Origin of the sequence: Pedobacter sp. AW31-3R (genome assembly GCF_052180285.1) — a bacterium.
Classification (GTDB): domain Bacteria; phylum Bacteroidota; class Bacteroidia; order Sphingobacteriales; family Sphingobacteriaceae; genus Pedobacter.
This window is the reverse complement of the sequence record NZ_CP197475.1, coordinates 5,686,628-5,711,637: the sequence shown is the minus strand read 5'-3', so window position 1 is coordinate 5,711,637 and position 25,010 is coordinate 5,686,628. Positions and strand designations below refer to the sequence as shown.

The following is a 25,010-nucleotide window of genomic DNA, read 5'->3' as shown; positions in this document are numbered from 1 at the left end:
TGAGTAAAATCTGTGACATTTAAAAACTAAATTTAAATACCTTAGCTGTATGAATTACTAATTGTGAGTTTGATGATGAATGACTGGATTGATGTAGCAGTATTGCTTTTGAAAAATAGTTTAAAGCCACTTCCTCAAGAATTGAATGAATTGGATTGGAAAACCAATCTTTCGGATAAGAGCGAACGACTTGCTCAGCACATTTCTGCTTTTGCAAATTGCAAGGGTGGAGGATTTCTTGCCTTTGGGATAAATAATGAAGGAGTTTCAAAACCATTGACAAAAGTTGAGGTGGATGACATCGTTAAGAAAATAGGTAATGTTGCCAGGCATAATTTAGCTCAGCCTATTGGAGTAGACCACGCTGTTATAGATTTCAATAATGATCCTATCCTATTTATACATATACCTGAACATCTTGAGAAGCCAGTTTATTTAAGAGGTGGCGATTTATTTGATAGTTACAAGCGAAGTGCTGGCCAGACTGTAAAATTATCAAAGCATGAAGTAGGACAACTTTTAGCAACCAGCTCAGGGTTTGATTTTGAAGATCAGATAGCCATGGCAAACGTGGGGGGTGACGAAGTTTTTACCCTTCTTGATTATGATAGTTATTTTACTTTGCAAGAGAAAAGGCTTCCAGAAACAACTAAGGGTATACTCAATATTTTAGCTAATGATGGTTTGATCAGGAAGTCTCATGAATTATGGGATATTACTAATTTGGGTGCTTTGATGTTTACGAAAGACATGCAAAAATTCAAAGATTTAAGGCGTAAAGCAGTTAGGGTAGTTGTTTATTCTGGTGATAGTAGGGTGAACGCAGTAAAAGAACAAGTTGGAGTTAAAGGCTACGCTTCAGGGTTTGAAGGATTGGTCAGTTACATTATGGATCAACTGCCTTCTAATGAGGTAATAGAAACGGCCTTGAGGAGGAAGGTTAAAATGTATCCAGAGGTTGCTGTTAGAGAATTTGTAGCAAACGCGCTCATTCATCAAGATCTTACTATACGAGGTGCTGGAATTATGATCGAGATCTTCAATGATAGAATTGAAATTACTAATCCCGGATCACCTCTGGTTGATACCAATCGGTTTATTGATGCTGCACCTAAATCGAGAAATGAAATTTTAGCTTCAATAATGAGAAGGTTAAATATCTGCGAGGAAAGAGGTAGCGGGGTGGATAGAGCTGTGCAATCTATTGAGGACTATCAACTGCCCGCCCCTAAATTTATAAAAGGTGATGGATATACTAGAGTTATTATGTATGCTCCTACTCAATTGACAAGGATGAATAACGAAGATAGAATAAGGGCTTGTTACCAGCATACGTGCTTACATTACGTAAATAATCAACCTGTAAATAATCAATCAGTTCGTAAACGTTTTAATATATCAAAGAACAATGTTTCTTTCGCATCCAAAATAATTGCGGAAACAATTGATTCAGGTTTAATCAAGTCTTCAGATCCAGAAAGCGCTTCCAAAAAGTATGCTTCTTACGTGCCTTTTTGGACATAATCTTATTTAGTTTTGAAAGACTATTTATAGTTAAATGTTTTTAATTGACTGATAAACAGGTATTTGTTATTTCATTGCGAAATCCCTATCTTTTATTTTGCAATTTACGTTGGTGGGTATTTAAACCATATACCCCATAATAGCAGATCTTTTGAACAATACTAAACTCTTTGTAACTCTTTACAGCAGAGCGTAAATAATTGGGTCTGGGTATATCAGAAAGATTTTGATATGGTGACCATCTAGTAAGTATACGAAAGCTTCTCCTGAGATACAGGTTCCTCTATATTATATTGTGATAGTGATCAAAGCTTGTCTGTCTTTTTCAATGAAGATTTTAACACAGCCTTATTTATAAGGAGATAATTAATCACCGGAATCCTCACAAAAAAAAGCCCGGTACACTAACCCGGGCTTCTTAAATAATTATAGAATGAATGATTCTTTCTTTGAACATATCCACTATGGATAGGGCTTAAGCAACCAGCTTTTTCTCATGTTCAATAGACAATACCCCATCACCTTCAACCAGAAAACAGACCAGCCCGAACAATACCAGTCCGGATAACCAGAATTCCGAATACGGGCGGAAGATATTTTCAGAAAGGTTGACAAAGAAAACAGCCGTAATCAGTACCGGCAGATTCAACAGGCAGAATAATCTCGTATGCGTACCCAGTGCAATCAACAGTCCCCCGATGATATGCAATACAATAATCAGGTGTGCCATTAAGCTGATCGATATGGCCGTACCTAGAAATGCACCTTTCATCAGGTTGGTAAAGGCATGTAAATTGGCAGCGAATTCGATCCCCTTCCAGACCAGTATCACCCCTAATAATATCCTGAAATAATCTAGCCATTTAGGGTGATGATGATCCCCCCATTTTTGGATTTTTGTGAGCAAGTTCATAAGCTTTATATAATTTGGTTGATTGAATTTACAAAATAATAAAGATTTATCCTAATTTTTGAGTGCTTAATTTGCTTCCGCCGGAAGCAGGCTACGGACAGCTTCCCGGAATAATTCGCTGCTGTTCAAAGTAATTTAAAGGTAAAAAACAGAGCCGCCAAATAGTAATCCTTTGATGCTACTCAACCTTGCTGTACATTTGTAACAGTAAATTTTAAATTTAATATAAAAGCATTTCGATATGTATCCAGAATATTTAGTAGAACCTATGCGTGCAGAACTGACTACGGTGGGTTTTGAAGAATTGAAAACAGCTGAAGAAGTAGACAAAGCGATCACTTCAGAAGGAACTGTTTTAGTCGTGGTAAATTCAGTATGTGGTTGTGCCGCTGCAAATGCACGCCCTGCTGCCAAGATGGCCGCTGCAAATGAAAAACATCCGGATAAACTGGTTACCGTTTTCGCTGGTATGGAAAAAGATGCAGTAGACAGGGCAAGAGGATATATGTTGCCTTTCCCTCCCTCATCTCCTTCAATGGCTTTATTTAAAGATGGTAAACTGGTTCACATGATTGAACGCCACCATATTGAAGGCCGTCCTGCACAAATGATTGCCAATAGCTTAATTGGTGCTTTTGACGAATATTGCTAAGCAGAAAAATATGACCGGCAGCTGCCGGAAGGAGAATCCGGACTTGTGCCGGATTTTTTTTGGACCAGGGTTTTGCTGCGAGGCATTACATCCTCAGTTAGAAATCCTTGTTCAGCAGTTTTTCGAGCTCTCCGAAAGAAACATTCATACGAACCCGGCCTTGTTTTGCGTAGGCAATCTCTCCGGTCTCTTCAGAGACAATAACAGCGACGGCATCAGTAGTCTCCGATACCCCGATACCTGCACGGTGACGTAAACCGAATTGCGGTGGCAATTTATCATTATCGGTAAGGGGAAGGATACAACTCGCACTTTTAATTTTATTTTCAGAGATGACCACAGCCCCGTCATGAAGCGGACTGTATTTCTGAAAAATGCTTTCCAGTAAGCGTTTTGATATTTTAGATTCTATAATCTCACAGCTATTGGCAAAAAGCTGGTCATCATAAAACTTCACAAAAACAATCAGGGCGCCTGTCCTCGATTTCTTCATGCTCTTGCAGGCATCAATGATTGGTTTGATCCGCACCAGGTTATCCCGTTCACTTTCCTTTGTCCCAAAAAGATAACCCCACCAGGCTTTATTTTTCTGGAGGAAGGTGTTTTTACCAATCAGTAACAGAAAACGCCGGATCTCTGGCTGGAAGATGATGATCAGGGCGATGATTCCCACACTCATAAACTTATTCAGGATCGCTGTTAACAAACGCATGTTGAGTGCATCTACCAGGAAATACAGCAGCAGGATAATAAACATGCCCAGCAGCAGATTCACCGCCAGTGTATTTTTGATCAGGTTATAAGTGTAATAAATGAGGAAGGCAACGAACAAAATGTCCACTACATCCGTTGGGGTAATCTTTAGAAAATCAAAGTCAAAGCCTTTCATCCTGCAATTTAATTATTTTAGCCAGATATTATGGTTGCCGCATTTTTTCAACCAAGGTAATACATTCTACTGCTGCTTTTACATCATGAACCCGCAAAATAGCCGCACCTTTCTGCAGGGCCAGTGTATTCAATACTGTGGTGCCATTCAGGGAGGTTTCCGGAGTGGTACCCAGAAATTTGTAGATCATGGATTTCCTTGAAAAACCGGCCAGGACAGGCAGGCCAAATACATTCAGGTTTTCCATATCATTCAGCAGTTCGTAATTGTGTGCTATAGTTTTTGAAAATCCAAAACCCGGATCAATAATCAGGTCTGCCACACCGAGCTTTCTCAGCTGTTCTACTTTTGGAGAAAAATAATCCACTACCTCCAGACTCACATTTCCTGCGTATTTCGGATTTTGCTGCATGTTCTGTGGTGTGCCCAGCATATGCATTAAAATATAGGGAACCTTCAGTGCTGCTACAGTTTCAAACATCGCCTCATCCAGATTTCCCGCAGCAATGTCATTGATGACATGTGCCCCTGCCTCAATACTTTCCCTTGCTACCTTCGCCCGGAAAGTATCTATGGAGAGCTTTGCTTCCGGAAATTTCCGGCTGATCAGCTCAATCACAGGAATAAGCCGCTGCAGCTCTTCGTCAGCACTTACATCAGCTGCACCCGGACGGGAGGAGTAAGCCCCGATATCAATGAATGAAGCACCTTCCCTCAGGCATTCTTCCACCCTGGCCAGTGCAGCATCCATACTGCTGATACGGCTGTGGCTGTAAAAGGAATCGGGAGTCAAATTCAGTATTCCCATGACGCAGGGTTTAGCCAGGTCCATCAGCTCGCCCTTAAGGTTTAGTGTTGTTTTTCGGTTTAAAAACGTATCTTTAGCCATCATAATAGTTGTGCAAAAATACTTAATAAAACAGCTTTAAACTAAATATTTTCATTGTTTTGGCAATAGATACCTCAAAAGAATACGACGCGGTGATTGCAGTTTGCAGATCGCTTTTTTTAAAAAAAACAAAGGATTATGGCACTGCATGGCGCATCCTGAGATTATCCTCTATTACGGACCAGCTATTTATCAAAGCACAGCGTATCCGCACTCTTGAAGAGAAGAAAATCTCCAAGGTAGGTGAGGGCATTATTCCTGAATATATAGCCATCGTCAACTATTGTGTGATGGCTATGATTCAGGCTGAACTTACAGAGGCAGATCCTTACGAGATGCCGCTTGAAGAGGTGACTATACTATTTGATGAGAAGGTTCAGGAAACTAAAGACCTGATGCTGGCCAAAAACCATGACTATGGTGAAGCCTGGAGGGAGATGAGGATCAGTTCATTGACAGACCTTATTCTCATGAAAATATTCAGGGTGAAACAGATTGAGGATAACCAGGGGGCAACACTCGCTTCCGAAGGAGTCCATGCCAACTATCAGGATATGCTCAACTATGCAGTTTTTGCATTGATCAGGATGGAAGTGAAATAGCGTTAAATTATTTTTATATGAACAAGCTTGCTTTAAATTTTTCAAGGATATTCGTCGGCGTACTCTTTATTTTGTCTGGCCTGATCAAGGCCAATGATTCCCTGGGATTTGGCTATAAGCTCGAAGAATATTTCGATGTTTTCCATCTCTCTTTTTTTAATCCTTACGCGACAGCAATTGCCATGTTTTTATGCGTGCTGGAAATTGTATTCGGTGCCCTGTTGTTGTTCGGTTTCTGGAGTAAGAAAGTGACTTCGGGATTGCTCCTGATTATTATATTTTTTACCTTTTTAACCTTTGTCTCTGCAGCTTTCAAGGTGGTGACTTCCTGCGGATGTTTTGGGGATGCAATTCCTTTGACCCCCTGGCAGTCGTTTTCAAAAGACCTGGTCTTACTTGTCCTTATTGTTTACCTGTTTATTCACCGGAATAAGATCCTGCCGGTAACCAGCAATGCAGGGAAACAGAAAATTGGCCTGATTGCGGTGGTCGCGGTATCGACCATTTTCAGTATCTATACCTATAGCTACCTGCCGGTAGTAGATTTCCTTCCCTATAAAGTAGGCGCTAACCTGCCGGAGCTGATGAAGATTCCTGCAGGCGCTGTGCCTGATGAATACCTGATCATGTACCAGCTGAAGAATAAGGCTACCGGTGAGAAAAAGGAGATGAGCGATAAAGATTACCTGAAGACAGGGATCTGGGAAGACAATAACTGGGAAATTGTTGGAGAACCTGTACAAAAGCTGATTAAAAAAGGATATGAAGTGAAAATCAAAGACCTGGTGATCAGTGATGCTTCCGGAACAGATTATACCAAAGAACTGATTGAGAACCCTTATTATAACCTGGTTATTGTCGCTTATAACCTTAAAGATACCAATGAAGAGGGGGTCGCCAAACTGAATGCACTTACGCTGAATGCAACGGAGCAGTTCAATATCAGGACTGTTTTCCTTACTTCCAATTCGGCTCAGGATGCCGATGCTTTCAGTAAACGAATGAAGCTTTTTGCAGAGGTTTTCTATGCCGATGCTGTTCCCCTGAAGAGTATGGTGAGAGCGAATCCCGGTGTATTGTTGCTAAAAAATGGAGTGGTGATCAATAAATGGAGCTTCAGGAATATGCCTTCGTTTGAAAAACTCTCGGAAACTTATTTCGCAAAATAACCATGTGGTGGTACGCATTGAGGAAGCTGATTTATGGATCCGTCGTGATGGCGGGTGTGATTGTCGTCGTCTTTGTCTTGTTTAATGTACTGCCCGGTGATCCGGCGAGAATGACACTCGGACAGCGTGCAGATGTACAATCGCTCGAAGCGGTGAGAAAGGAATTCGGACTGGACCGCTCCAGGCCGGTACAGTTTATGCTTTTTATCAATGACCTGTCGCCTTTGAGCTTTCATCACGATACCAGGGAAGAAGAGCAGAAGTATAACTATCTGAAAATACTATCCTTTAATCAGGAGGTAGGGGTGCTGAAGTGGCCTTATTTACGGCGTTCTTATCAGACGAAACGGGAAGTGACGGCCATTTTATCGGAGACTGTTCCCAATACCATTATACTGGCTATAACGGCCATGTTTTTCGCCACAATCACCGGCGTATTCCTGGGTGTGCTGTCTGCCGTTCATAAAGATACCTGGATCGACAGGTGTGCGAATGCTTTTGCGATCCTGGGGGTGTCAGCACCTTCTTTTTTTGCAGGAATTATTATCGCCTGGTTATTTGGCTTTGTCCTTGGGCCTTATACCGGATTAAACATGTCGGGCAGCTTGTATACCTATGATCCTTTTCATGGAGAAGTGCTGACCCTGAAGAACCTGGTCTTGCCTATGCTTACCCTGGGATTGCGTCCATTGGCAATTATTGTGCAGCTGACCCGTTCGGCCATGCTCGATGTTTTTGCACAGGATTATATCCGTACCGCCCGTGCTAAAGGGCTGGGTCGTCAGGCCATTATTTATAAGCATGCCCTTAAAAATGCCATGAATCCTGTCATCACGGCCATATCAAGCTGGTTTGCCTCATTGCTTGCAGGTTCTTTTTTCGTGGAGTATATTTTCGGATATAACGGACTGGGAAGAATGACGGTTAAGGCGCTGGAGATGTCAGATTTTCCGGTGGTGATGGGGGCCATTCTTTTTATTGCCCTGGTATTCGTAGTAATTAATATTTTAGTAGATGTATTGTATGCCTTTGCAGATCCAAGGGTAAAATTAGCTTAAGATGAAGATATTCCTTATAGGTTTTATGGGTTGCGGGAAGAGTACACTGGGAAGAAAACTCGCCGTAAAAATGGCTTATGATCTGATCGATCTTGACCATAAAGTGGAAGAGAAAACCGGGAGTACTATCGCCAGTTATTTTGCTGAACATGGAGAGGAAACTTTCCGTAAACTGGAGCGTGATACGCTCCAAAGCTTTCCTTATCCAAAAAATAGCGTAATTGCCACAGGTGGCGGTACCCCTTGTTTTTTTGACAATATGGACTGGATGAATGCCAACGGACTAACGGTATACATTGATATGCCTGCCCAGGCTTTAGCCAAACGGCTTGAAAAAGGTGCAGCGAAACGCCCTTTGTTACAGGGGCTGAATGAGGAGGCACTGGTGAATTTTATTGAAGAAAAATTAGCAGAACGCCGGAAGTATTATGAAAATGCCAGGTTAAAAATCAGTGGTATCAACCTTACTCCCGATGTTCTTCGTGCTGCTATTTTAGCCCTTCATTAGTTATTTTCCAGGGCAAACTGCTCTTCTATATATTTGATCTGTGTTTTTCCATGAGGCACAGGATTGAGATCTTCATCCACATTGACAAATACCATCCTGTCTATGGTGAGAATACTTTTACGCGTGATCTTGTTGCGTACCTCACAGCGCATGGTAATTGAGGTGGTACCAAATGCTGTAGCTGTGATTCCCATTTCAATGATATCACCCTGCTTTGCAGAACTTACGAAGTTGATCTCAGAAATATACTTTGTCACCACCCGCGGGTTTCCCAGCTGGACAATGACATAGATGGCCGCTTCTTCATCTATCCATTTCAGTAAACTGCCACCAAATAAGGTTCCATTGGGATTTAAGTCTTCGGGTTTTACCCATTTTCTTGTATGAAAATTCATGTTTTGTCAATTTTATACAAAAATAGGGTATTCCTGAACTCCGAAATTCATGTGAACGTCAACAAAACAGCTAAAATGTCTTCCAATTGGTGTCGTGCTGCTTCTGAAGTATCGCTGAAAAGTCAACCCTTGGTGCCAGATCAAGATAAGGATAGATCACACGCGATAAATACAGTCCTTCCGGGTGTGCCGGAGTGATCAATGCCGGGGTTTGCCGGGAAATCAGGTAGCTTTCAAATTCATCCACACTTGAAATGCCTTTTCCAACCTTGATCAGCTGCCCCATAATAATCCGGATCATCTTTCCCAAAAAACGATTGGCAGAAATCTGGAACCGGAGTTTGTCGCCGCTGTCATCCACCAGCAATTTTGCCGAACGGACAAAACACAGGGTATGTTCATATTTATCGGGACTGGTACAAAATGCCCGGTAGTCCTTATACTTTGGCAACAGGGCAACTGCCGCCTTCATCGCCTCAAAATTTAAATCTTTCAACAGGTAAAAGGAACTGAGGCCACTGAGAAAGGGATCCTTATAGGTATGCATGAAATAATCATAAGACCGCTGTACTGCATCAAACCTGGCATGTGGTGTACCTTCCATGGGGAAAATATCAAACACGGCAATGTTTTTTGGCAAGGCTTTGTTCAGCCTGAACACCAGATCGAAATCCCATTCCTTTTCCAGGTCCATATGAAAAAAAAACTGGCTGGCATGTACCTGTGCATCTGTTCTTCCGCAGCCATTAATCGCCACAGGTGTTTTAAAGATCTGGCTCAGGGCATGTTCAATCACACCCTGGACATTCATGATTCCGGGTTGTCGCTGCCAACCCGCATATTGTAGGCCATTATAGGCTATATGGACGAAATATCTCAATTTATCTTCTTCCCGCTCTTTTGTTCAATTCATCAACGGAGATGGTCATCATTCTTCCTGTTACCTTTTTACCGCTATAGGTAATGATTTTCAGCTGGGATGCATCTTTAGGCACCACCAGTTTTTCCGTGTACTTTGGATAAAATCTGTCCGGCGAGGAGTTGTCAAAGCTGTAATAAATATCCAATCCGTCAATTTCCAGGCTTAAATCTACCATGAGCTGCCTGTCGGCCGATCTGCTGACTTTAATGATCGGGTCATACAGGCTGGGTGAATATTTTGTTTCGGCAATGTCCATCCGCTCAAAATGAACCTGTGTCTTACCAATGAAATTATTCCAGTTTTTTTTCTCTCTCGGTGACCATACCGCTTCGGCAACGGCATAGGCTCTTGGCCAGGTCATGTATTCTGCCTGACGGATATTGTAGATCTGTTCTGTCCACAAGTTGGCCTGTCCGCCTTTGATGTATTTTGCATCTGCTGCTGCAGGAACCGGATCAAATTCATAAGCCTTATTCAATCTTACCGAGTTATAGACCTTTGGTTCTGTAACCACATCACCCTGCATCAGGTCGATGTATACGTTGGTCTGCGGACTCATGACGACTTCATGTTTTTTTAAGGAAGCCTGCACCCCATTGCTGACATTTCTCCAGCTCATTATGGCCGCACTTGATGGCATATCCCCATTCAGAATCTCATCCCAGCCCATAAATTTTTTGCCCTTCGACTCTACAATTTTCTGTACCCTCTTTTCAAAGTATCCCTGTACCTGGTGCATGTTCTTAAGCCCTTCTTTGAGCATCAATGCTTTTATGGCATCACTTTTCTGCCAGAAATTGATCGGGGCCTCATCACCACCCATATGGATATATTCAAAAGGGAATAAAGCAGCAATCTGCGTGATAATGGTATCCAGAAAAACATACACCTTTTCGTTGGCAGGACAAAGGGTGTTGTCTAATAAGGCAATAGGAGGGGCTCCTTTGGACCAGTCCATAATCTTTTCCCCAGAGCGTACACGGTAATTTTCCGCACCTGGCGTACAGGAAAGCTCCGGATAAGAAGCGATGGCAGCTAGGCTATGTCCCGGCACATCTATCTCCGGAAGGATATCCACATACCTGTCCTTTGCATACGCAATAATTTCTTTGATGTCATCCTGTGTGTAGAATCCTCCATAGGTACGCGGTTCATCTGCTGCCGGTGGACTAAATGTACCGAATTCCCCTACTTTCTTCACGTTCCATGCCCCTACTTCAGTCAGTTTAGGCAAACCCTTGATCTCCAGTCTCCAGCCTTCATCATCACTGAGGTGCAGATGCAGCAGGTTATATTTATAGCGAACCATGGCATCAATGTATTGTTTCACTTCCTGCTTGGTGAAAAAGTGGCGTGCCACATCGAACATCAGTCCCCGCCAGCCTACACGCGGATAATCCGTAATTTCTACACAGGGAATTTTCCAGGCCAGCTTGTCCACCACTTCTTTTGATTCTATTTCCTTCGGAAGCAGTTGCAACAGGCTCTGTACGCCATAGAAAAGTCCTGCAGGCTGATTTGCCTTAATGACAATCAGGTGCGGGGCAACAGAGAGCTGATAGCCTTCTTTACCCAGTATATGGTTTTCCTTGGTGTTCAATACCAGTCTTATAGTTGCCGTAGCAGGCGAATTGCTGACTACAGAGATAAACTTCCCAGTGGGCACACTCAGCTTTTCCTGAAGGTAATCTATCACGGGCTTTAGTTCATCGCTGTTATGGGCCATGATCACCACATTTTCAGGCAAAGTAAAATGGCCATCGGTTTTCAATAAGGAAACAGGTTCAGGAATAATTGCAAATTCCGGTGGCCTGCTGACCAGGGTTTCATTACTGTCCGCCGGCGAAAACACTTTTATGGCTGCAATTGAATTCTCTGTTATATTCTCATTTTTAGATCCCATTTGTTGGCTAAAGGCAAAATTATACGCTAAAAGGCAGCAAATAAAAGATAGGAATTTGTTCATAAACACGATAGGGTAGTATGGGTCAATAAATTATTAATCGCTGCAATTTAATCAATTGCAGCTACAAAAGCTGGATATGCCACCAATGTATCGGTACTTATCAATTAAACGTTTATTTCAGGGCATCAAGTACACGGAAGAGTTTCGGATTGATCCGGCTGCCTGAATAATTGTTCACATTAATGACAATGACATAGGTATTGCCGTTCCCTGCCTTGTAATATCCGGCAAAGGAAGAAACGTCATTGATCGTTCCGCTTTTCAGTTTCATGCCATTATTTTCGGGCAGGGATTGATAAAAATCAGCGAACCAGTCTTCCTGCTGAATCTGGAACAGGATGGAAGCCATAGCCGAAGTGGTAACGCGGTTCGCGGGAGATAATCCACTGCCGTCTACAATGTTCATCGCTTTTTTGTCGATGCCTTTAGCCGACCAGTAATTGAGTTCCTCGCGGATGCCGTTCTCTGTGGTTGCCGATTTACCCGCTTTCCAGGCGATGGTCCTTAACAGGTGCTCTGCATACAGGTTCACACTTTTTTTATTCAGCCAGTAGACAATTTCAGAGAGGGCAGGAGAGGTAATTGTGCTGATTTTCTGTTGGATGACCGGCAGCGGCAAATCTTCAGCGACCAGCTGACGACTTGTGGAAGGCGCCCCGCTGCAGGAGATTCCTGCTTTAAGCAGGGTGTCCCGAAGACGGAATGCCGCGTCGAATGCCGGATCGGGCAAGGCTGCTGATATGCCTGTTTTACTGATCCCTAATCCCCAGCTTCCCCTCAGGTAAGCTGTTTTCCCCAATGGCGGAAGAAAGACATAGGCATTGTCTCCGCTGCCTGCTGCTCCGGATTGCAGCTCATTGACCAGCTGTAAGTAAGGCATGGCAGGAACGGTTTTTACGACGGCAACTTTGCTTCCCGCACGTAATTTAATGTCAAACTGATTCTCTCGCCAGCTCAAGGCCGAGGAGCCGGCCCCATAATAATTTCCAATATCCTGCCAGGTCCATCCATCAGGCGTACCCTGGGTTTCCCAGGCACTGTCGTCACCGATGACTCTTCCTTCCACCCTGGTAATCCCCGCAGCCTTGACGGCCGCTACCCATTGCTCAAGGATCAGCTGCTCTTTGCTCCGTTCATACCGCCAGGAGGCCAGTGTCGGATCACCACCGCCCGAGATCATCAGGTCGCCTTTCAATACCCCATTGACAATTGATCCGCTGTACCCTAAGGTCGTTTGATAATGGAAGTCTTTTCCAAGGATACTGAATGCCGTAGCCGAGGTGATCGTTTTTAAGGTGGAGGCTGTTGCCAGACCGATCTGCTCATTTTTACCATAGATCAGTTTTCCTGTCCTGGCATCCAGTACACATAATGAGGAAACCGCATATTTCGTTTGCGGGTCTGAAAGAAAGGTGTTAAAGGACTGTTCCAGCTTCTGATTTGTACTTTGGGCATAAGCTGTACCACTAAAAATAGCCCCCTTGGCAACAATTAAAAGAGATAGGATGGATAACTTCATCAGCATTTGGCTTTAAAAAAAATGTGGTATCAGCGTAGCCAAAAGCTATTCCGATACCACATGGTATACATTGATAACCGATCGTTTAGATCAGTTCTTTCTGCAATAAAAATTCTGCAATCTGCACTGCATTTGTTGCAGCACCTTTACGCAGGTTATCAGCTACAATCCACATGTTCAGTGAATTCGGCATGGACTCATCTCTTCTCAGACGGCCAACAAAGACTTCATCTTTCTCATGTGCATCTTTAGGCATTGGATATTTCAGGTTTGCCGGATCATCCACGACAATGATGCCAGGAGTTTTTTCCAGTTCAGCCCTTACGTCAGCCAGGTCAAAGTCATTTTCAAATTCGATATTAACCGATTCAGAGTGGCCACCTACTACAGGAATACGAACTGTGGTTGCAGTAACCCTGATGCTCTCGTCGCCCATGATTTTACGGGTTTCTTTGATCATCTTCATCTCTTCTTTGGTATACCCGTTATCCTGAAATACATCGATCTGTGGAATAACGTTCATATCGATCTGATAAGGGTATGCCATTGGGCCATCAGTAATCCCTTTACGCTCATTGTTCATTTGTTCTACCGCTTTTACACCGGTACCTGTAACCGACTGGTAAGTAGATACCACCACACGTTTAATTCTGTATTTATCATGCAATGGCTTTAAGGCCACTACCATCTGGATAGTTGAACAATTCGGATTAGCGATAATCTTATCATCAATAGACAATTCATAAGCGTTTACTTCCGGAACAATCAGTTTTTTCGAAGGATCCATTCTCCAGGCGGAAGAATTGTCAATCACTGTTGTTCCTGCCTCAGCAAATAGCGGGGCATATTTTAATGAAGTATCACCTCCTGCAGAAAATAAAGCAACATCAGGCTTCATTGAAATCGCTGTTTCCATGTTAACCACCTTGAACTTCTTACCCTTAAAAGTGATTTCTTTACCTACACTCTTCTCAGATGCCACAGGAATCAATTCTGTTAGCGGGAAATTACGTTCTTCTAGTACTTTTAACATTACAGTGCCTACTAAACCAGTGGCACCTACAACTGCGATTTTCATTTTAATTTATTTTATTGGTATTTATTGTTTTCATGAGCCGTTCCGGGCTCCGGGTTAATTAAATATTTGTTTTTTCTTTTGTTTAAACAAGGGTAGTTTTCCCTATTCGCCACAAGGCGTTTTTCAAATATGGGAAAAACTTTGCTTATTTTTTTGCTCATCAGCTATAAACTTTCAATTTGTTGGGCGGAAGCCAGTGCTGGCCGCTTAGGGGATGATTATCAAAGCGATGACCTGCTGATTTCAGAAGTGCTTTTTAATCCCCAAACCGGAGGGGTAGATTTTGTGGAAATCTATAACCCTACTTCCCGGGGAATTTCCTTGAATGGATTGAGCCTGGGAAATATAGCTGCGGAAGGGGAGATCGGAAACCTTAAAAGTCTGGGTACCGGGATGGTCGGAAGCGGGGAGTACAGGGTGATCAGTAAGGGGGCTGCAGTGATCAGGTCACAGTATTATTGCCCTTATCCCGACAGGTTTATTGACCTGAGCAGTATGCCTGCGTATAACAATGACAGCGGACATGTGATCCTGCTGAGAGGCGGACGCGTAACCGACCGGCTGGATTATACGGAGAAAATGCACCATCCACTCCTGAAGATCTTTAAAGGAGTATCCCTGGAAAGGGTGTCATTTGAGTTGCCTGCAAATGCTGAAGGGAACTTTACCTCGGCGGCAGCATCTGTTGGGTTCGCGACACCGGGTTATGCAAATTCCGTGCAGGAAGACCCGGCATTGAAAAAGGATGTCTTTCAGTTAAGCGGCAAGGCTTTCTCCCCGGATGGGGATGGTATCGATGATGTGCTGACCATCTCCTGGCAATTGCAGTACCATGGCCATGTCGTTACGGCTACGATCTATTCCGACAGGGGAGTCCTGGTTAGAAGATTACTGAAGAATGAGAGTGTGGCTACATCCGGAACACTGAGCTGGGATGGAATCAATGAAAATGGACAGGCGGCAGCCTACGGGATTTATGTCATGGTCTTCCAAAGTTTCGATACCCTTGGAAATAGCCTGCAGCAGAAAAAGGCTTTTGCCCTGGTGGGAGCATTGTGAAAGACCCGCAGGAACAGCTAAAACAAAAAGGCTGGCTTTTCGGCCAGCCTTTTTTGCTTAAATGATATTTTTCTTGATGAAATCTGCACTTTGTTTGATACTTGCAAAAGGATCCATAGAGAAGTTTTCCTGTTCTACAATGAAATGTTGCAGACCGGCCAGTTTCGCATGTTTATAGATGTCTTTGAAGTTGATCGTTCCGCTGCCCACTTCCGTATTAATGGTATGATCGGCTTTATCCATATCCTTTACATGCCACATCGGGAAACGGCCGGGATTTGCTTCGAATAATTTCGCCGGATCATTGCCGGATCTCACTACCCAGTAAAGATCAAGCTCAAACTGTACCGCTTGCGGATCAGTTTCTTTCAACAGGATATCATATCCGGTAACCTCACCATATTTGTCAAACTCAAAGTTATGGTTATGGTAGGCCAGTTTCAATCCGCTGGCTTTGCAGATGGCGGAAGCTTCATTCAGTTTCGCCGCAATTTTTTTATAGTCATCCGGACTTTTTCTGATCGCCTCATTTAAATAAGGCACAACTATATATTCGCCGCCAACGATATTCGCCGCTTCGATATAACTTTTAAGTTCATCCTGGTTGTTTTCCACGATGAATTTGTCCATTCCGTAATGTCCGCTTGGGGAAGTCAGCCCGTTGTCAGACAACAGTGTTTTAAAATCTTTCGGCGCAAGTCCCCAGAATTTTCCTTCAGCAGAGTAACCATAGGTTTCTACTTCTTTATATCCTGCTTCAGCAACTTTCGCAATCACGCCACGTACATCTTTCGGCAATTGTTCCCTTAAGGAATACAATTGCAGGCCAACAATTTTTTTCGGTGCCGAACAGGCATATGAGGGTAAAACCAGTGCAGCTGCCGAAGCAAGTCCCACCTGTTTGATAAATGTTCTTCTTGAGTTCATAGTGTATATCGGTTTTTTATTGGTCACAAATTTGAATAGCGTTTCTCAGGGATTGAAGTTTATCTTCCTGTTTAGGGATAAATTCCTGTGCAATGTATCCTTTGAAACCTGTCCCCAGTATGGCTTTTATAATCGCAGGATAAAAGAGTTCCTGTGTATCATCAATCTCATTCCTTCCGGGTACACCGGCGGTATGGTAATGGCCTATGTAAGGATGGAAGGTCTGGATATTGGTAATGACATCCCCTTCATCAATTTGCATATGGTAAATATCATACAACAGCTTGAAGTTCTCAGAGCCCAGTCGTTTGGCCAGTTCTGCACCCCAGGCCGTATGGTCACACTGGTAATCCTTGTGGTTCAGCTTGCTGTTCAGCAGTTCCATGACCAGCACTACCTTGTGTTTTTCCGCGAGCGGCAATATCTTTTTCAGCCCTTCCACGCAGTTTTTTAATCCTGTTTCCTCATCTTTCCCGCGGCGGTTGCCGCTGAAACAGATTAGGTTTTTATAACCCGCTTTGGCAACCAGGGGAATCATTTTTGTATAATTCGCGATCAGCTGGGCATGGAACTGAGGATCATTCCATCCATCCACCAGATTGATCTCTGCACCATTGCACATCGATGAATCCAGTCCGTGTGCTTTCAATACAGGCCATTCCTCCGGACCAACAAGGTCGATGGCCTTGATACCCATCTTTTTTGCTGCTGCGCAAAGTTCATCCAGTGGTATTCCACTGAAACACCAGCGGCATACCGCATGGTTTACATTTCCTTTTAGGGGGGCAGGAAGAAGGTCCTGTGCCAATGCCTGTGCAGGTAAAGCTGCAGAGACGCCAAGGACAGCTGTTCCTGTGATCATAGTTTTCAATGCTTTTCGGCGACTAAGTTCTGATGCCATTATGAGTGATTTGGTGCTGCTTCAACAGCTTTTTGTTTGTCATTAAAGAATATGGAGAATAACAGGAATACGGCCAGGGCAATGCCTGCAGGAATAATCCATACCATTTTCCAGTCTACACTGCCATCTGCTACTTTATAGGTATCGGTAATCATACCGGCAACTTCAAAACCGATCAGCATCCCCACACCATAGGTAGCCAGGGTAATCAGTCCCTGTGCAGCACTTTTATATTTCTCACCTGCCCTGGAGTTGGTATAAATTTGTCCCGATACGAAGAAGAAATCATAACATACCCCATGTAATGCAATACCAAGGATCAACATAAAGCTGAGTTCTCCTGCATTGCCATAAGCGAACAGGGCATAACGGACAGCCCAGGCAATCATGCCGACCAGGATCGTGATTTTGAAACCGAATCTTTTAAAGAATACCGGGATCAATAACAGGAACAGGGCTTCGGAAGCCTGGCCAATGGCCATCTTTCCTGTAGGTTCTTCCACACCTACTGCCGATAGAAAGGGGTGAGCATTCTGATAATAGAAAGCCAGTGGAATACAAATCAGGATGGCTGAAATAAAGAATACAGCGAAGTTTTTATCTTTCAATAAGCTTAAGGCGTCAAGGCCAAGTACATCCGATAATTTTACTTTCTCATCCTTACTCACTTTTGGTGGAGTTTTCGGTAAGGCGAAGCTAAACAGTCCCAATACCAGGGAAGCAATTCCTGCCATCAGGAAGGTATTTTTTAACAATCCTGAGCTCAATCCTTCCGCTGAATCCCAAAGGAACAGGTAACTGATCAGCAAGCCTGCTACAATCCAGCCGATTGTTCCCCAGAACCTGATTTTTGAGAATTCTTTCTCTGCGTCCTGCATCTGGTTAAATGATACAGAGTTGACCAGGGCCAGTGTGGGCATAAACAGGATCATATAACCCAGTACATACGGGTAAAATACGTCTACATTTGTGGCATTATACATTTGGTACATCAGTAAAGCACCTACCAGGTGCAATACGCCAAGGATCCTTTCTGCATTAAAAAATCTGTCAGCAATCAGTCCGATGATAAAAGGGGCAATAATTGCTCCCCAAGACTGGGTAGAAAAAACAGCCGCAGTCTGCGAGCCTGTGGCAGAAAGGTTCTTGTCTAAGAAAGTACCTAAAGTTACGAACCATGATCCCCAGATAAAAAATTCCAGGAACATCATTGTTGATAGTTTAATACGGGTATTCAGGTTTATCATTTGGTCTTTTATTGTTTTTAGTTAATTTATTCTGTCAATTCCTATGGATATTATTTGTTCTTGTTTAAATCTTTGATCATGATATTGCGGAACCATACTTCATCACCATGGTCCTGCAAAGAGATCTTTCCTTTTGGAAAGACTCCGAATCCCTGCCATGCAGCAAACTTGCTTCCTGCAATCAGTGCCTTCCAGCTGTCATCAAACTGGGAAGTGGACACAATCTTTACCCCATTGAGGATAAACTCCAGTAAACCATTGTTGCTGATGATCTCTGCTGTATTCCATTCTCCAACAGGTTTTACAGGCTCTGAACTACTTTTTACCAGGTCGTATAAATCTCCGGCACGGTGTTTAATAATTTTTCCGTCCGGATGTCCCTCATTATCCAGTACCTGCATCTCCGGACCGGTACTATAGGTCTGGTGATATTTGGCCGTATCTTCCTGAATGTGGAATAATATAGCACTATTTGCCTTAGGTGCTACCTTCCAGTCGATTTTTAAATGAAAATTATCATATTCTTTATCGGTCACCAGGTCGCCTGCATCGTTTTGCCTGGCCTTGGGATCGAGGTGTAATACCCCTTTTTCGGCCTTCCAGCCTTTACCGGCAAAGGTTTGGCCGTAGGTATGCCATCCTTTGGTTGTTTTACCGTCAAACAACGCTACAAAACCTTTGTCCTGTCCCTTTGTGCTTTGATAGCCCATGATGCTGAGGAAGGAGAGGGCAAGAATTGAATAAACTTTCATTGGTAAATATTTTTTTTCAGTAGTTGTTCTTGTTTTTTAAAGGTCTTCAGGCTGCTTTCCGCGGCTTTATCGGTTAGGATGATTCCTCACCGAATCAATCAGATGCCCAGCGACCAGCCTTTACGGTACTCGAGTTTCACATATTGGTTGACCTCATCAAAATTAGTGACCTTCATCTGGTCATTATCCCATAACAGTTCTATATTTCTGCCCGGATAAATCGTCTTGCCATTGGCGGTACGCTGGATGTCATTGCCACGAATGGCCAGGTTCGCCATGAGTAATGCTTCTGTTAAAGGCCCTGCAATTTCAAAGGGAGAACTGAGTTCTTTCTTGCCGTAACCGGCAATACAGGCTTCTACCCACTGGGCATAATGCCCTTCCGCACCGCCTGGAACGCGGGCGAATTTTTCTGCGACTTTAATATCTTTATTCAGTCTTAAAGGGAGTAAACGCGGATCAGCACTATAGGTACTGCTCATCATCTTTCCTTTTGTACCAATGAACAGCGTCCCATTGCCCCCATCACCGAAGACCTCGTTTGCTTCCAGTTCTTCGGGACGTGTAGGCTGTATGCCACCATCCATCCAGTGCAGCGTAACTTCGCCCTGGGTTTTTGGTGTTTTGGGAAAAGTAAGGGTTACATGGCTTGAAGGGGGACAGCTGTCAGGAAAATATCCCCGTTTGAATTCATCGATATATACAGAACCCACGCTTGCCTGTACAGCATTTGCATATTTCAACCCCAGCACGCTGAATGGTGCTTCGATCAGGTGGCAGCCCATATCACCCAAAGCACCGGTACCATAATCCCACCAGCCTCTCCAGTTAAAGGGAACCAGTTTTTCTACATAATCCTTGTAGGGAGCACTGTTCAGCCACAGATCCCAGTCCAGGTTCTGAGGGATTTCCGCTTTATTGGCCGACCATGGAATTCCCTGTGGCCATACCGGCCGGTCAGTCCAGGCATAAACCGTATGCACATCACCAATCAGTCCTGCATCATACCATTCCCTCATCTGTCGGGCGCCGTCATTGGAAGCCCCCTGGTTTCCCATCTGGGTCACTACCTTATATCTTTTTGCGGCTTCCGTTAACTTACGGGCCTCATAAATATCATGGGTAAGTGGTTTTTGTACATATACATGTTTACCCAGCTGCATGGCTGCAACGGTAATCATGGCATGGCTGTGGTCCGGCGTGGAGATGCTCACTGCATCAAAGTTCTTGTGTTCCTTCTCCAGCATTTCCCTCCAGTCCTTATAAAACTTCGCTTTCGGGAAGTTCGTCACTGTAGCTGCTGCCCGTTGAGTATCCACATCACAAAGAAAACCTATATCCGCCTTTCCGCTTTTATAAAAAGCGGAAATATCTGATGCCCCTTTCCCGCCAGCACCAACGCCGGCTACAATTAACCTGTCGCTCGGTGCTAAATATCCTTTTCCGCCCAAAACGTGGCGGGGAACAATCATAAATGCTGCTGCAGCAATTGCAGATGATTTGATAAATGCGCGCCTGCTGGCCGCATTTACTTCTTTTTCTTTCATGCTCATGATATATTTGGTTGGGGTTGCGGATGTAGGTATTCCTGTTACATGTTTATTTTTTTAGGGATAAAATCCAGGTAACCATAGATTTTGCATCGTCTTTACTCAGGTTTGGATGTGGAGTCATGGGTAATTCACCCCATTTCCCTTTACTTCCCTTGATCACCGATTCAGACAGCAGGTTAATGTTTTCTTCATTGGAAGGATATTTCGCTGCAATGTCAACATAAGCTGGCCCGATAACTTTTTGGGTTTTGTTGTGGCATCCTACACAGTCAGACATTGCAACCAGTTTCTCCCCTGGTAACATTGCTGCCGGAGCTTCTGCCGCCGGTGTTGTGGTTGTTTCCGCAGGGGCAGATGATGTTGAGGTCGAAGATGATGATGAATCCGGATTTCCGCATGATGCCAGTGCTACAGTAACACAGCTTAGAATTAATAGTGACTTTTTCATTCTTAATATTTTATTTTTTTTATAGTGTAATAAAGCTAGCATAAACTTTTTTGTTTCAAATAAATTTATGCGTGATCTGCATCACCTTATTATTTAACTGTTTAAACCCAGGATCTGTCTGTTGAATGTTTCATCTGCACCTGTCGCCGCAAAATCATCGAAAGCCCTTGAGGTCACCGGAATAATGTGTTTTTTAATGAACTCAGCACCTTCCCTGGCACCGGTATCGGAATCTTTAATACAGCATTCCCATTCCATGACTGCCCATCCTTTAAAATCATATTGCGCAAGTTTGCTGAATATGGTTTTAAAATCTACCTGTCCATCGCCCGGGGAACGGTATCTTCCGGCACGGTTTGCCCAACTCTGGTAACCGCCAAAAGTACCCTGTCTGCCTGTCGCATTGAATTCTGCATCCTTGACATGGAAGGCTTTGATCCGTTCATGGTAAAAGTCAATGTACTGGATGTAATCCAGTTGCTGCAGGACGAAATGGGAAGGGTCATATAACAAACATGCCCTTGGATGGTGATTTACCTTCTCAAGGAACATTTCATAAGTTATACCATCAAAGAGATCTTCACCGGGATGTATCTCATAACACACATCCACACCGTTTTCATCAAATGCATTCAGGATGGGTAACCAGCGTTTGGCCAGTTCGGTAAAAGCCGCATCAACCAGTCCTTCCGGTCGTTGTGGCCATGGATGGAACATGTGCCATAACAGTGATCCGCTGAATGTCGCATGTGCCTGAAGTCCCAGGTTGGCCGAAGCCTTCGCTGCATATTTTAACTGCTGTACTGCCCATTCGGTCCTTCCCTTCGGATTCTTCCTGTAGGCTTCAGGAGCGAAACCATCAAAGACATCATCAAATGCAGGGTTCACTGCCACCAGCTGTCCCTGAATATGTGTGGAAAGTTCGGTAATCTCCAGTCCGAAGGAATTCACCTTTCCTTTCAGCTCATCTGCATAGGTTTTGCTTTCCGCGGCCTGTTGTAAATCAATGAAACGGTTATCCAGTGTAGGCATCTGGATGCCTTTAAACCCTAAATCTGCTGCCCACTGACAAATCCCTTCCAGGGAATTAAACGGAGCTTCATCTCCTATGAACTGGGCTAAAAATACTGCTGGTCCTTTAAGTGTCGTCATGATAATTAAATGTTGAAATCAAACCATTTCTGGTCAGACTGGCTTGAGGCCACTACGTTTTCAATAAATGCCATTCCCCTTACCCCATCATTTGCATTGGGGAAATCCAGTTGGAATGCGGTAGGCGCTTCACCATTCAGTTTCGCTTTCAGGGTTGCTGCAAAATTCCTGTAGATATTTGCAAAAGCTTCCAGATAACCCTCTGGATGGCCTCCCGGTACCCTGGTATTGTGTTTCGCCACATCGGATAAATAAGCTTGTCCCGCTCTGTATACCTGTGCAGGCTGATCCAGCCATTTCAGGATCAGGGTATTCGGCTCCATCTGGTGCCATTCCAGTCCCCCTTTTTCACCGTATACTTTAATTTTCAAGGCATTTTCTTCTCCTGCAGCAATTTGTGAAGCAATGAGTACGCCATTTGATCCGTTGTCAAACTTCAGCAACACATTTCCATCATCATCCAAACCGCGTCCGGGAACGACAATATTCAGGTCAGCACACATTTTCGTGATCTTTAGTCCTGAAATGTATTCTGCCAGTTGGGCGGCATGTGTACCGATATCTCCCATACTGCCGCTTTTTCCACTCTTTTTAGGATCTGTCCTCCAGGCGGCACCTGAATTCCCTTCCCGTTCGGTGAGTGTACTCAACCAGCCCTGGGGATATTCTACTATGACTTTACGTACACTGCCGATGGTTCCGTCTTTCACCATCTGGCGTGCCTGTTTCACCATAGGGTAGCCGGAATAGGTATGGGTCAGACACAGTGTCAAACCCGTTTCTTCTACCTTTTTCTGCAGCAATTTTGCTTCTTCCAGCGTCAGTGTCATTGGCTTCTCAATGACCACATTAAAGCCGTTTTCAAGGGCCAGCATGGCAGGTTCAAAATGGGCGAAGTTTGGGGTCACAATGGTGACAAAGTCAATACGCTTGTCTGCCGGTAACAGGCTTTCTTTTTCAAAAAGCTCCTGATAGCTCAGGTAAGTACGGTCTTCATCAAGAAATAAAAGTTGTCCCGATTCTTTCGCAGTTTCAGGATTTACGCTGAGTGCACCGCAGCAAAGCTCTACCTGTCCGTCAATATTGGCCGCTATGCGGTGGACGGCGCCTATAAAAGCATCCTTTCCACCGCCAATCATGCCCATTCTCAGTTTTCTGTTTTCCATTAAATATTTCCTTTTTTTAATTCTTTTACGGCATAGTCGGCTGCACGTGCAGTCAAGGCCATAAAGGTAAGAGAAGGATTCTGACATGCAATCGATGGCATGCAAGATCCATCTGTAACAAATACATTGCTTACTTCATGCATCTGGTTCCATTTGTTCAGTACAGAGGTTTTAGGATCATTACCCATACGTGCTGTTCCCTGCTCGTGGATCGCCATACCCGGGGTAGAACCACCATCATAGGTTTTCACATTTTTCATCCCTGCAGCTTCCAGCATCTCAGCAGCATCATTCATCATGGCTACACGCATTTTTTCTTCATTGCCTTTGAACTCACAGTCAATGGCAAGAACAGGCATGCCCCATTTATCTTTCTTGGTTTTGTCGATATAAACCCTGTTTTCATGGTAAGGAAGTGACTCCCCGAATCCGCCGAGTCCCATTGTCCATTTGCCCGGCACGGTCATTTGATCTTTGAAGTCGCCCCCAAAAGATAATTCGGCAACATCGTTACGCCAGCCAGTCCTGCTTGCACCACCCTGATAACCAAAGCCCCTCAGGTAATCGCGTTTGTCGTTGCCCATGTTTTGGTAGCGGGGAATGTAAATTCCATTTGCCCTTCTGCCATAGGTATATTTATCATCAAATCCTTCTGCCTCGCCTGATGCGCCGCAACGGAAATGGTGGTCCATCAGGTTGTGTCCCAGCTCACCGCTGGCATTACCTAATCCATTGGGATGTTCTGCTGAAGTAGAGTTCAGCAACAGGAAGGTACTGCCCAGGGTAGATCCGTTAACGAAAATCACCTTTGCATAGAACTCCATATTCTCCTTCGATTCTGAATCGATCACCATTACTCCTTTGGCTTTCTTCGTTTCTTTGTCATATATAATATGGTCTACAAGAGAAAAAGGACGAAGGGTTAAATTACCTGTAGCTACGGCAGCAGGCAGGGTAGAGGATTGGGTACTGAAATAGGCCCCGAAAGGACAGCCCCTGCTGCACAAATTCCTGTACTGGCAACTTCCGCGTCCACCATGGGGAACGGTAAGGTTGGCCGTACGTCCGATCGTCATGATACGTTCTTTTTTCCAGTGTTCCTCAATCCGTTTTTTAACAGATTTTTCCACGACATTCATGTCCATGGGAGGTAAGAACTGTCCGTCAGGCAAGGCCGGCCAGTTTTCTACCTGGCCGCTGATCCCTGCAAAACGTTCTACATAATCATACCATGTTTCAAGGTCTTTATATCTGATAGGCCAGTCATTGCCATGGCCGTCTTTTTTATTGTCTTCAAAGTTCAGGTCGCTGAAACGGTAACTCTGTCTGCCCCACATGAGTGATTTACCACCCACGTGAAAACCACGGTACCAATCGAAGCGTTTGACCTCTGTATATGGGCATTCCAGGTCATTCACCCAGAAACTCTCATTAAATTCCTGGTAAGGATAATCTCTTTTCTGAACCGGGTGTGTTCTTTTCTGTTCTTCCGTCAGCTTACCACGGTGTTCAAATTCCCATGGCTTTTTCATTGCCGTGGTATAATCTTTTATATGTTCTACGTTCCTGCCTCTTTCCAGCAGTAAAACTTTTAGTCCTTTTTCAGTAAGTTCTTTTGCTGCCCATCCGCCACTGATTCCTGATCCAACTACGATGGCATCGTAGGTATTCTGTGCTGTTGCTTTAGTATTTAAATTGCTCATTATAGATTTTATAAAAGG

Annotated in this window: 24 protein-coding genes; 7 read left to right on the top strand and 17 right to left on the bottom strand. The window is 43.9% G+C overall.

What is annotated here, in order from left to right; translation table 11 throughout:
• Positions 1-72: 72 nt before the first annotated feature.
• Positions 73-1,524, top strand: a complete 1,452-nt coding sequence (locus tag ACSBL2_RS23340) for an ATP-binding protein (RefSeq protein ID WP_442588962.1) — start codon at positions 73-75, stop codon at positions 1,522-1,524.
• 475 nt (positions 1,525-1,999) lie between these two features.
• On the opposite strand, the gene ACSBL2_RS23335 is transcribed toward ACSBL2_RS23340, so the two are convergent.
• Entirely contained in the window at positions 2,000-2,437 is a 438-nt protein-coding gene (locus ACSBL2_RS23335; protein WP_442588961.1) for a DoxX family protein, read from the bottom strand.
• A gap of 241 nt (positions 2,438-2,678) precedes the next feature.
• On the opposite strand from ACSBL2_RS23335, the gene ACSBL2_RS23330 reads away from it, so the two are divergent.
• Positions 2,679-3,089: a BrxA/BrxB family bacilliredoxin gene (locus ACSBL2_RS23330; RefSeq protein WP_442588960.1), complete on the top strand. Its 411-nt coding sequence runs from the start codon at positions 2,679-2,681 to the stop codon at positions 3,087-3,089.
• A 97-nt stretch (positions 3,090-3,186) separates the two neighbouring features.
• On the opposite strand, the gene cdaA is transcribed toward ACSBL2_RS23330, so the two are convergent.
• Complete coding sequence (gene cdaA, locus ACSBL2_RS23325) at positions 3,187-3,978, bottom strand: diadenylate cyclase CdaA (protein ID WP_442588959.1); 792 nt, start codon at positions 3,976-3,978, stop codon at positions 3,187-3,189.
• A 28-nt stretch (positions 3,979-4,006) separates the two neighbouring features.
• Complete coding sequence (gene folP, locus ACSBL2_RS23320; RefSeq protein WP_442592251.1) at positions 4,007-4,867, bottom strand: dihydropteroate synthase; 861 nt, start codon at positions 4,865-4,867, stop codon at positions 4,007-4,009.
• Positions 4,868-4,932: 65 nt separating this feature from the next.
• On the opposite strand from folP, the gene ACSBL2_RS23315 reads away from it, so the two are divergent.
• Genes ACSBL2_RS23315 through ACSBL2_RS23300 form a run of 4 tightly spaced genes read left to right on the top strand, consistent with a single transcriptional unit; the run spans position 4,933 to position 8,204 of the window.
• Positions 4,933-5,469 carry a DUF1599 domain-containing protein gene (locus tag ACSBL2_RS23315; protein ID WP_442592250.1) on the top strand — a complete coding sequence of 179 codons (537 nt, stop codon included), beginning with the start codon at positions 4,933-4,935 and terminating at the stop codon, positions 5,467-5,469.
• Positions 5,470-5,486: 17 nt separating this feature from the next.
• Positions 5,487-6,638, top strand: a complete 1,152-nt coding sequence (locus ACSBL2_RS23310; protein WP_442588958.1) for a BT_3928 family protein — start codon at positions 5,487-5,489, stop codon at positions 6,636-6,638.
• A gap of 2 nt (positions 6,639-6,640) precedes the next feature.
• Positions 6,641-7,696, top strand: coding sequence for an ABC transporter permease (locus tag ACSBL2_RS23305; protein WP_442588957.1), 1,056 nt, complete (start codon positions 6,641-6,643; stop codon positions 7,694-7,696).
• Between the two features lies 1 nt (position 7,697).
• Positions 7,698-8,204, top strand: coding sequence for a shikimate kinase (locus ACSBL2_RS23300; protein WP_442588956.1), 507 nt, complete (start codon positions 7,698-7,700; stop codon positions 8,202-8,204).
• Here the strand turns inward: ACSBL2_RS23300 and ACSBL2_RS23295 are convergent.
• The 5 genes from ACSBL2_RS23295 to ACSBL2_RS23275 form a co-directional block, all read right to left on the bottom strand.
• Complete coding sequence (locus tag ACSBL2_RS23295) at positions 8,201-8,599, bottom strand: acyl-CoA thioesterase (RefSeq protein WP_442588955.1); 399 nt, start codon at positions 8,597-8,599, stop codon at positions 8,201-8,203. The two genes, ACSBL2_RS23300 and ACSBL2_RS23295, sit on opposite strands and share 4 nt — an antisense overlap.
• A gap of 70 nt (positions 8,600-8,669) precedes the next feature.
• Positions 8,670-9,410, bottom strand: coding sequence for a tRNA pseudouridine synthase A (locus tag ACSBL2_RS23290; RefSeq protein ID WP_442588954.1), 741 nt, complete (start codon positions 9,408-9,410; stop codon positions 8,670-8,672).
• 70 nt (positions 9,411-9,480) lie between these two features.
• A complete protein-coding gene (locus tag ACSBL2_RS23285) occupies positions 9,481-11,424 on the bottom strand; it encodes a beta-N-acetylhexosaminidase (protein WP_442588953.1) in 1,944 nt (647 codons plus the stop codon).
• A gap of 175 nt (positions 11,425-11,599) precedes the next feature.
• Positions 11,600-13,006 (bottom strand): D-alanyl-D-alanine carboxypeptidase/D-alanyl-D-alanine endopeptidase, encoded by a 1,407-nt coding sequence (gene dacB / locus ACSBL2_RS23280; protein ID WP_442588952.1) that lies wholly within the window; start codon positions 13,004-13,006, stop codon positions 11,600-11,602.
• 85 nt (positions 13,007-13,091) lie between these two features.
• Positions 13,092-14,084 carry an aspartate-semialdehyde dehydrogenase gene (locus ACSBL2_RS23275; protein ID WP_442588951.1) on the bottom strand — a complete coding sequence of 331 codons (993 nt, stop codon included), beginning with the start codon at positions 14,082-14,084 and terminating at the stop codon, positions 13,092-13,094.
• A gap of 129 nt (positions 14,085-14,213) precedes the next feature.
• Here ACSBL2_RS23275 and ACSBL2_RS23270 point away from each other — a divergent pair, with 129 nt between their 5' ends.
• On the top strand, positions 14,214-15,143 hold the full coding sequence (locus ACSBL2_RS23270; RefSeq protein WP_442588950.1) for a lamin tail domain-containing protein: 930 nt from the start codon (positions 14,214-14,216) through the stop codon (positions 15,141-15,143).
• A 57-nt stretch (positions 15,144-15,200) separates the two neighbouring features.
• Here ACSBL2_RS23270 and ACSBL2_RS23265 read toward each other — a convergent pair whose 3' ends face one another.
• The 9 genes from ACSBL2_RS23265 to ACSBL2_RS23225 form a co-directional block, all read right to left on the bottom strand.
• On the bottom strand, positions 15,201-16,070 hold the full coding sequence (locus ACSBL2_RS23265) for a sugar phosphate isomerase/epimerase family protein (RefSeq protein WP_442588949.1): 870 nt from the start codon (positions 16,068-16,070) through the stop codon (positions 15,201-15,203).
• Positions 16,071-16,086: 16 nt separating this feature from the next.
• Positions 16,087-16,971: a hydroxypyruvate isomerase family protein gene (locus tag ACSBL2_RS23260; protein WP_442588948.1), complete on the bottom strand. Its 885-nt coding sequence runs from the start codon at positions 16,969-16,971 to the stop codon at positions 16,087-16,089.
• The gene (locus ACSBL2_RS23255; protein ID WP_442588947.1) at positions 16,971-18,218 is read right to left on the bottom strand and encodes a nucleoside permease; all 1,248 of its coding nucleotides are present in this window, start codon (positions 18,216-18,218) and stop codon (positions 16,971-16,973) included. The genes ACSBL2_RS23260 and ACSBL2_RS23255 overlap by 1 nt, the downstream gene beginning before the upstream one ends.
• A gap of 50 nt (positions 18,219-18,268) precedes the next feature.
• Positions 18,269-18,970, bottom strand: coding sequence for a 3-keto-disaccharide hydrolase (locus tag ACSBL2_RS23250; protein ID WP_442588946.1), 702 nt, complete (start codon positions 18,968-18,970; stop codon positions 18,269-18,271).
• A gap of 98 nt (positions 18,971-19,068) precedes the next feature.
• Positions 19,069-20,517: a Gfo/Idh/MocA family protein gene (locus tag ACSBL2_RS23245; protein ID WP_442588945.1), complete on the bottom strand. Its 1,449-nt coding sequence runs from the start codon at positions 20,515-20,517 to the stop codon at positions 19,069-19,071.
• Between the two features lie 52 nt (positions 20,518-20,569).
• Positions 20,570-20,971, bottom strand: coding sequence for a c-type cytochrome (locus ACSBL2_RS23240; protein WP_442588944.1), 402 nt, complete (start codon positions 20,969-20,971; stop codon positions 20,570-20,572).
• 93 nt (positions 20,972-21,064) lie between these two features.
• Positions 21,065-22,123, bottom strand: a complete 1,059-nt coding sequence (locus ACSBL2_RS23235) for a sugar phosphate isomerase/epimerase family protein (RefSeq protein WP_442588943.1) — start codon at positions 22,121-22,123, stop codon at positions 21,065-21,067.
• 5 nt (positions 22,124-22,128) lie between these two features.
• Entirely contained in the window at positions 22,129-23,289 is a 1,161-nt protein-coding gene (locus tag ACSBL2_RS23230; RefSeq protein ID WP_442588942.1) for a Gfo/Idh/MocA family protein, read from the bottom strand.
• On the bottom strand, positions 23,289-24,992 hold the full coding sequence (locus ACSBL2_RS23225; protein WP_442588941.1) for a GMC oxidoreductase: 1,704 nt from the start codon (positions 24,990-24,992) through the stop codon (positions 23,289-23,291). The genes ACSBL2_RS23230 and ACSBL2_RS23225 overlap by 1 nt, the downstream gene beginning before the upstream one ends.
• Between the last annotated feature and the right edge of the window lie 18 nt (positions 24,993-25,010).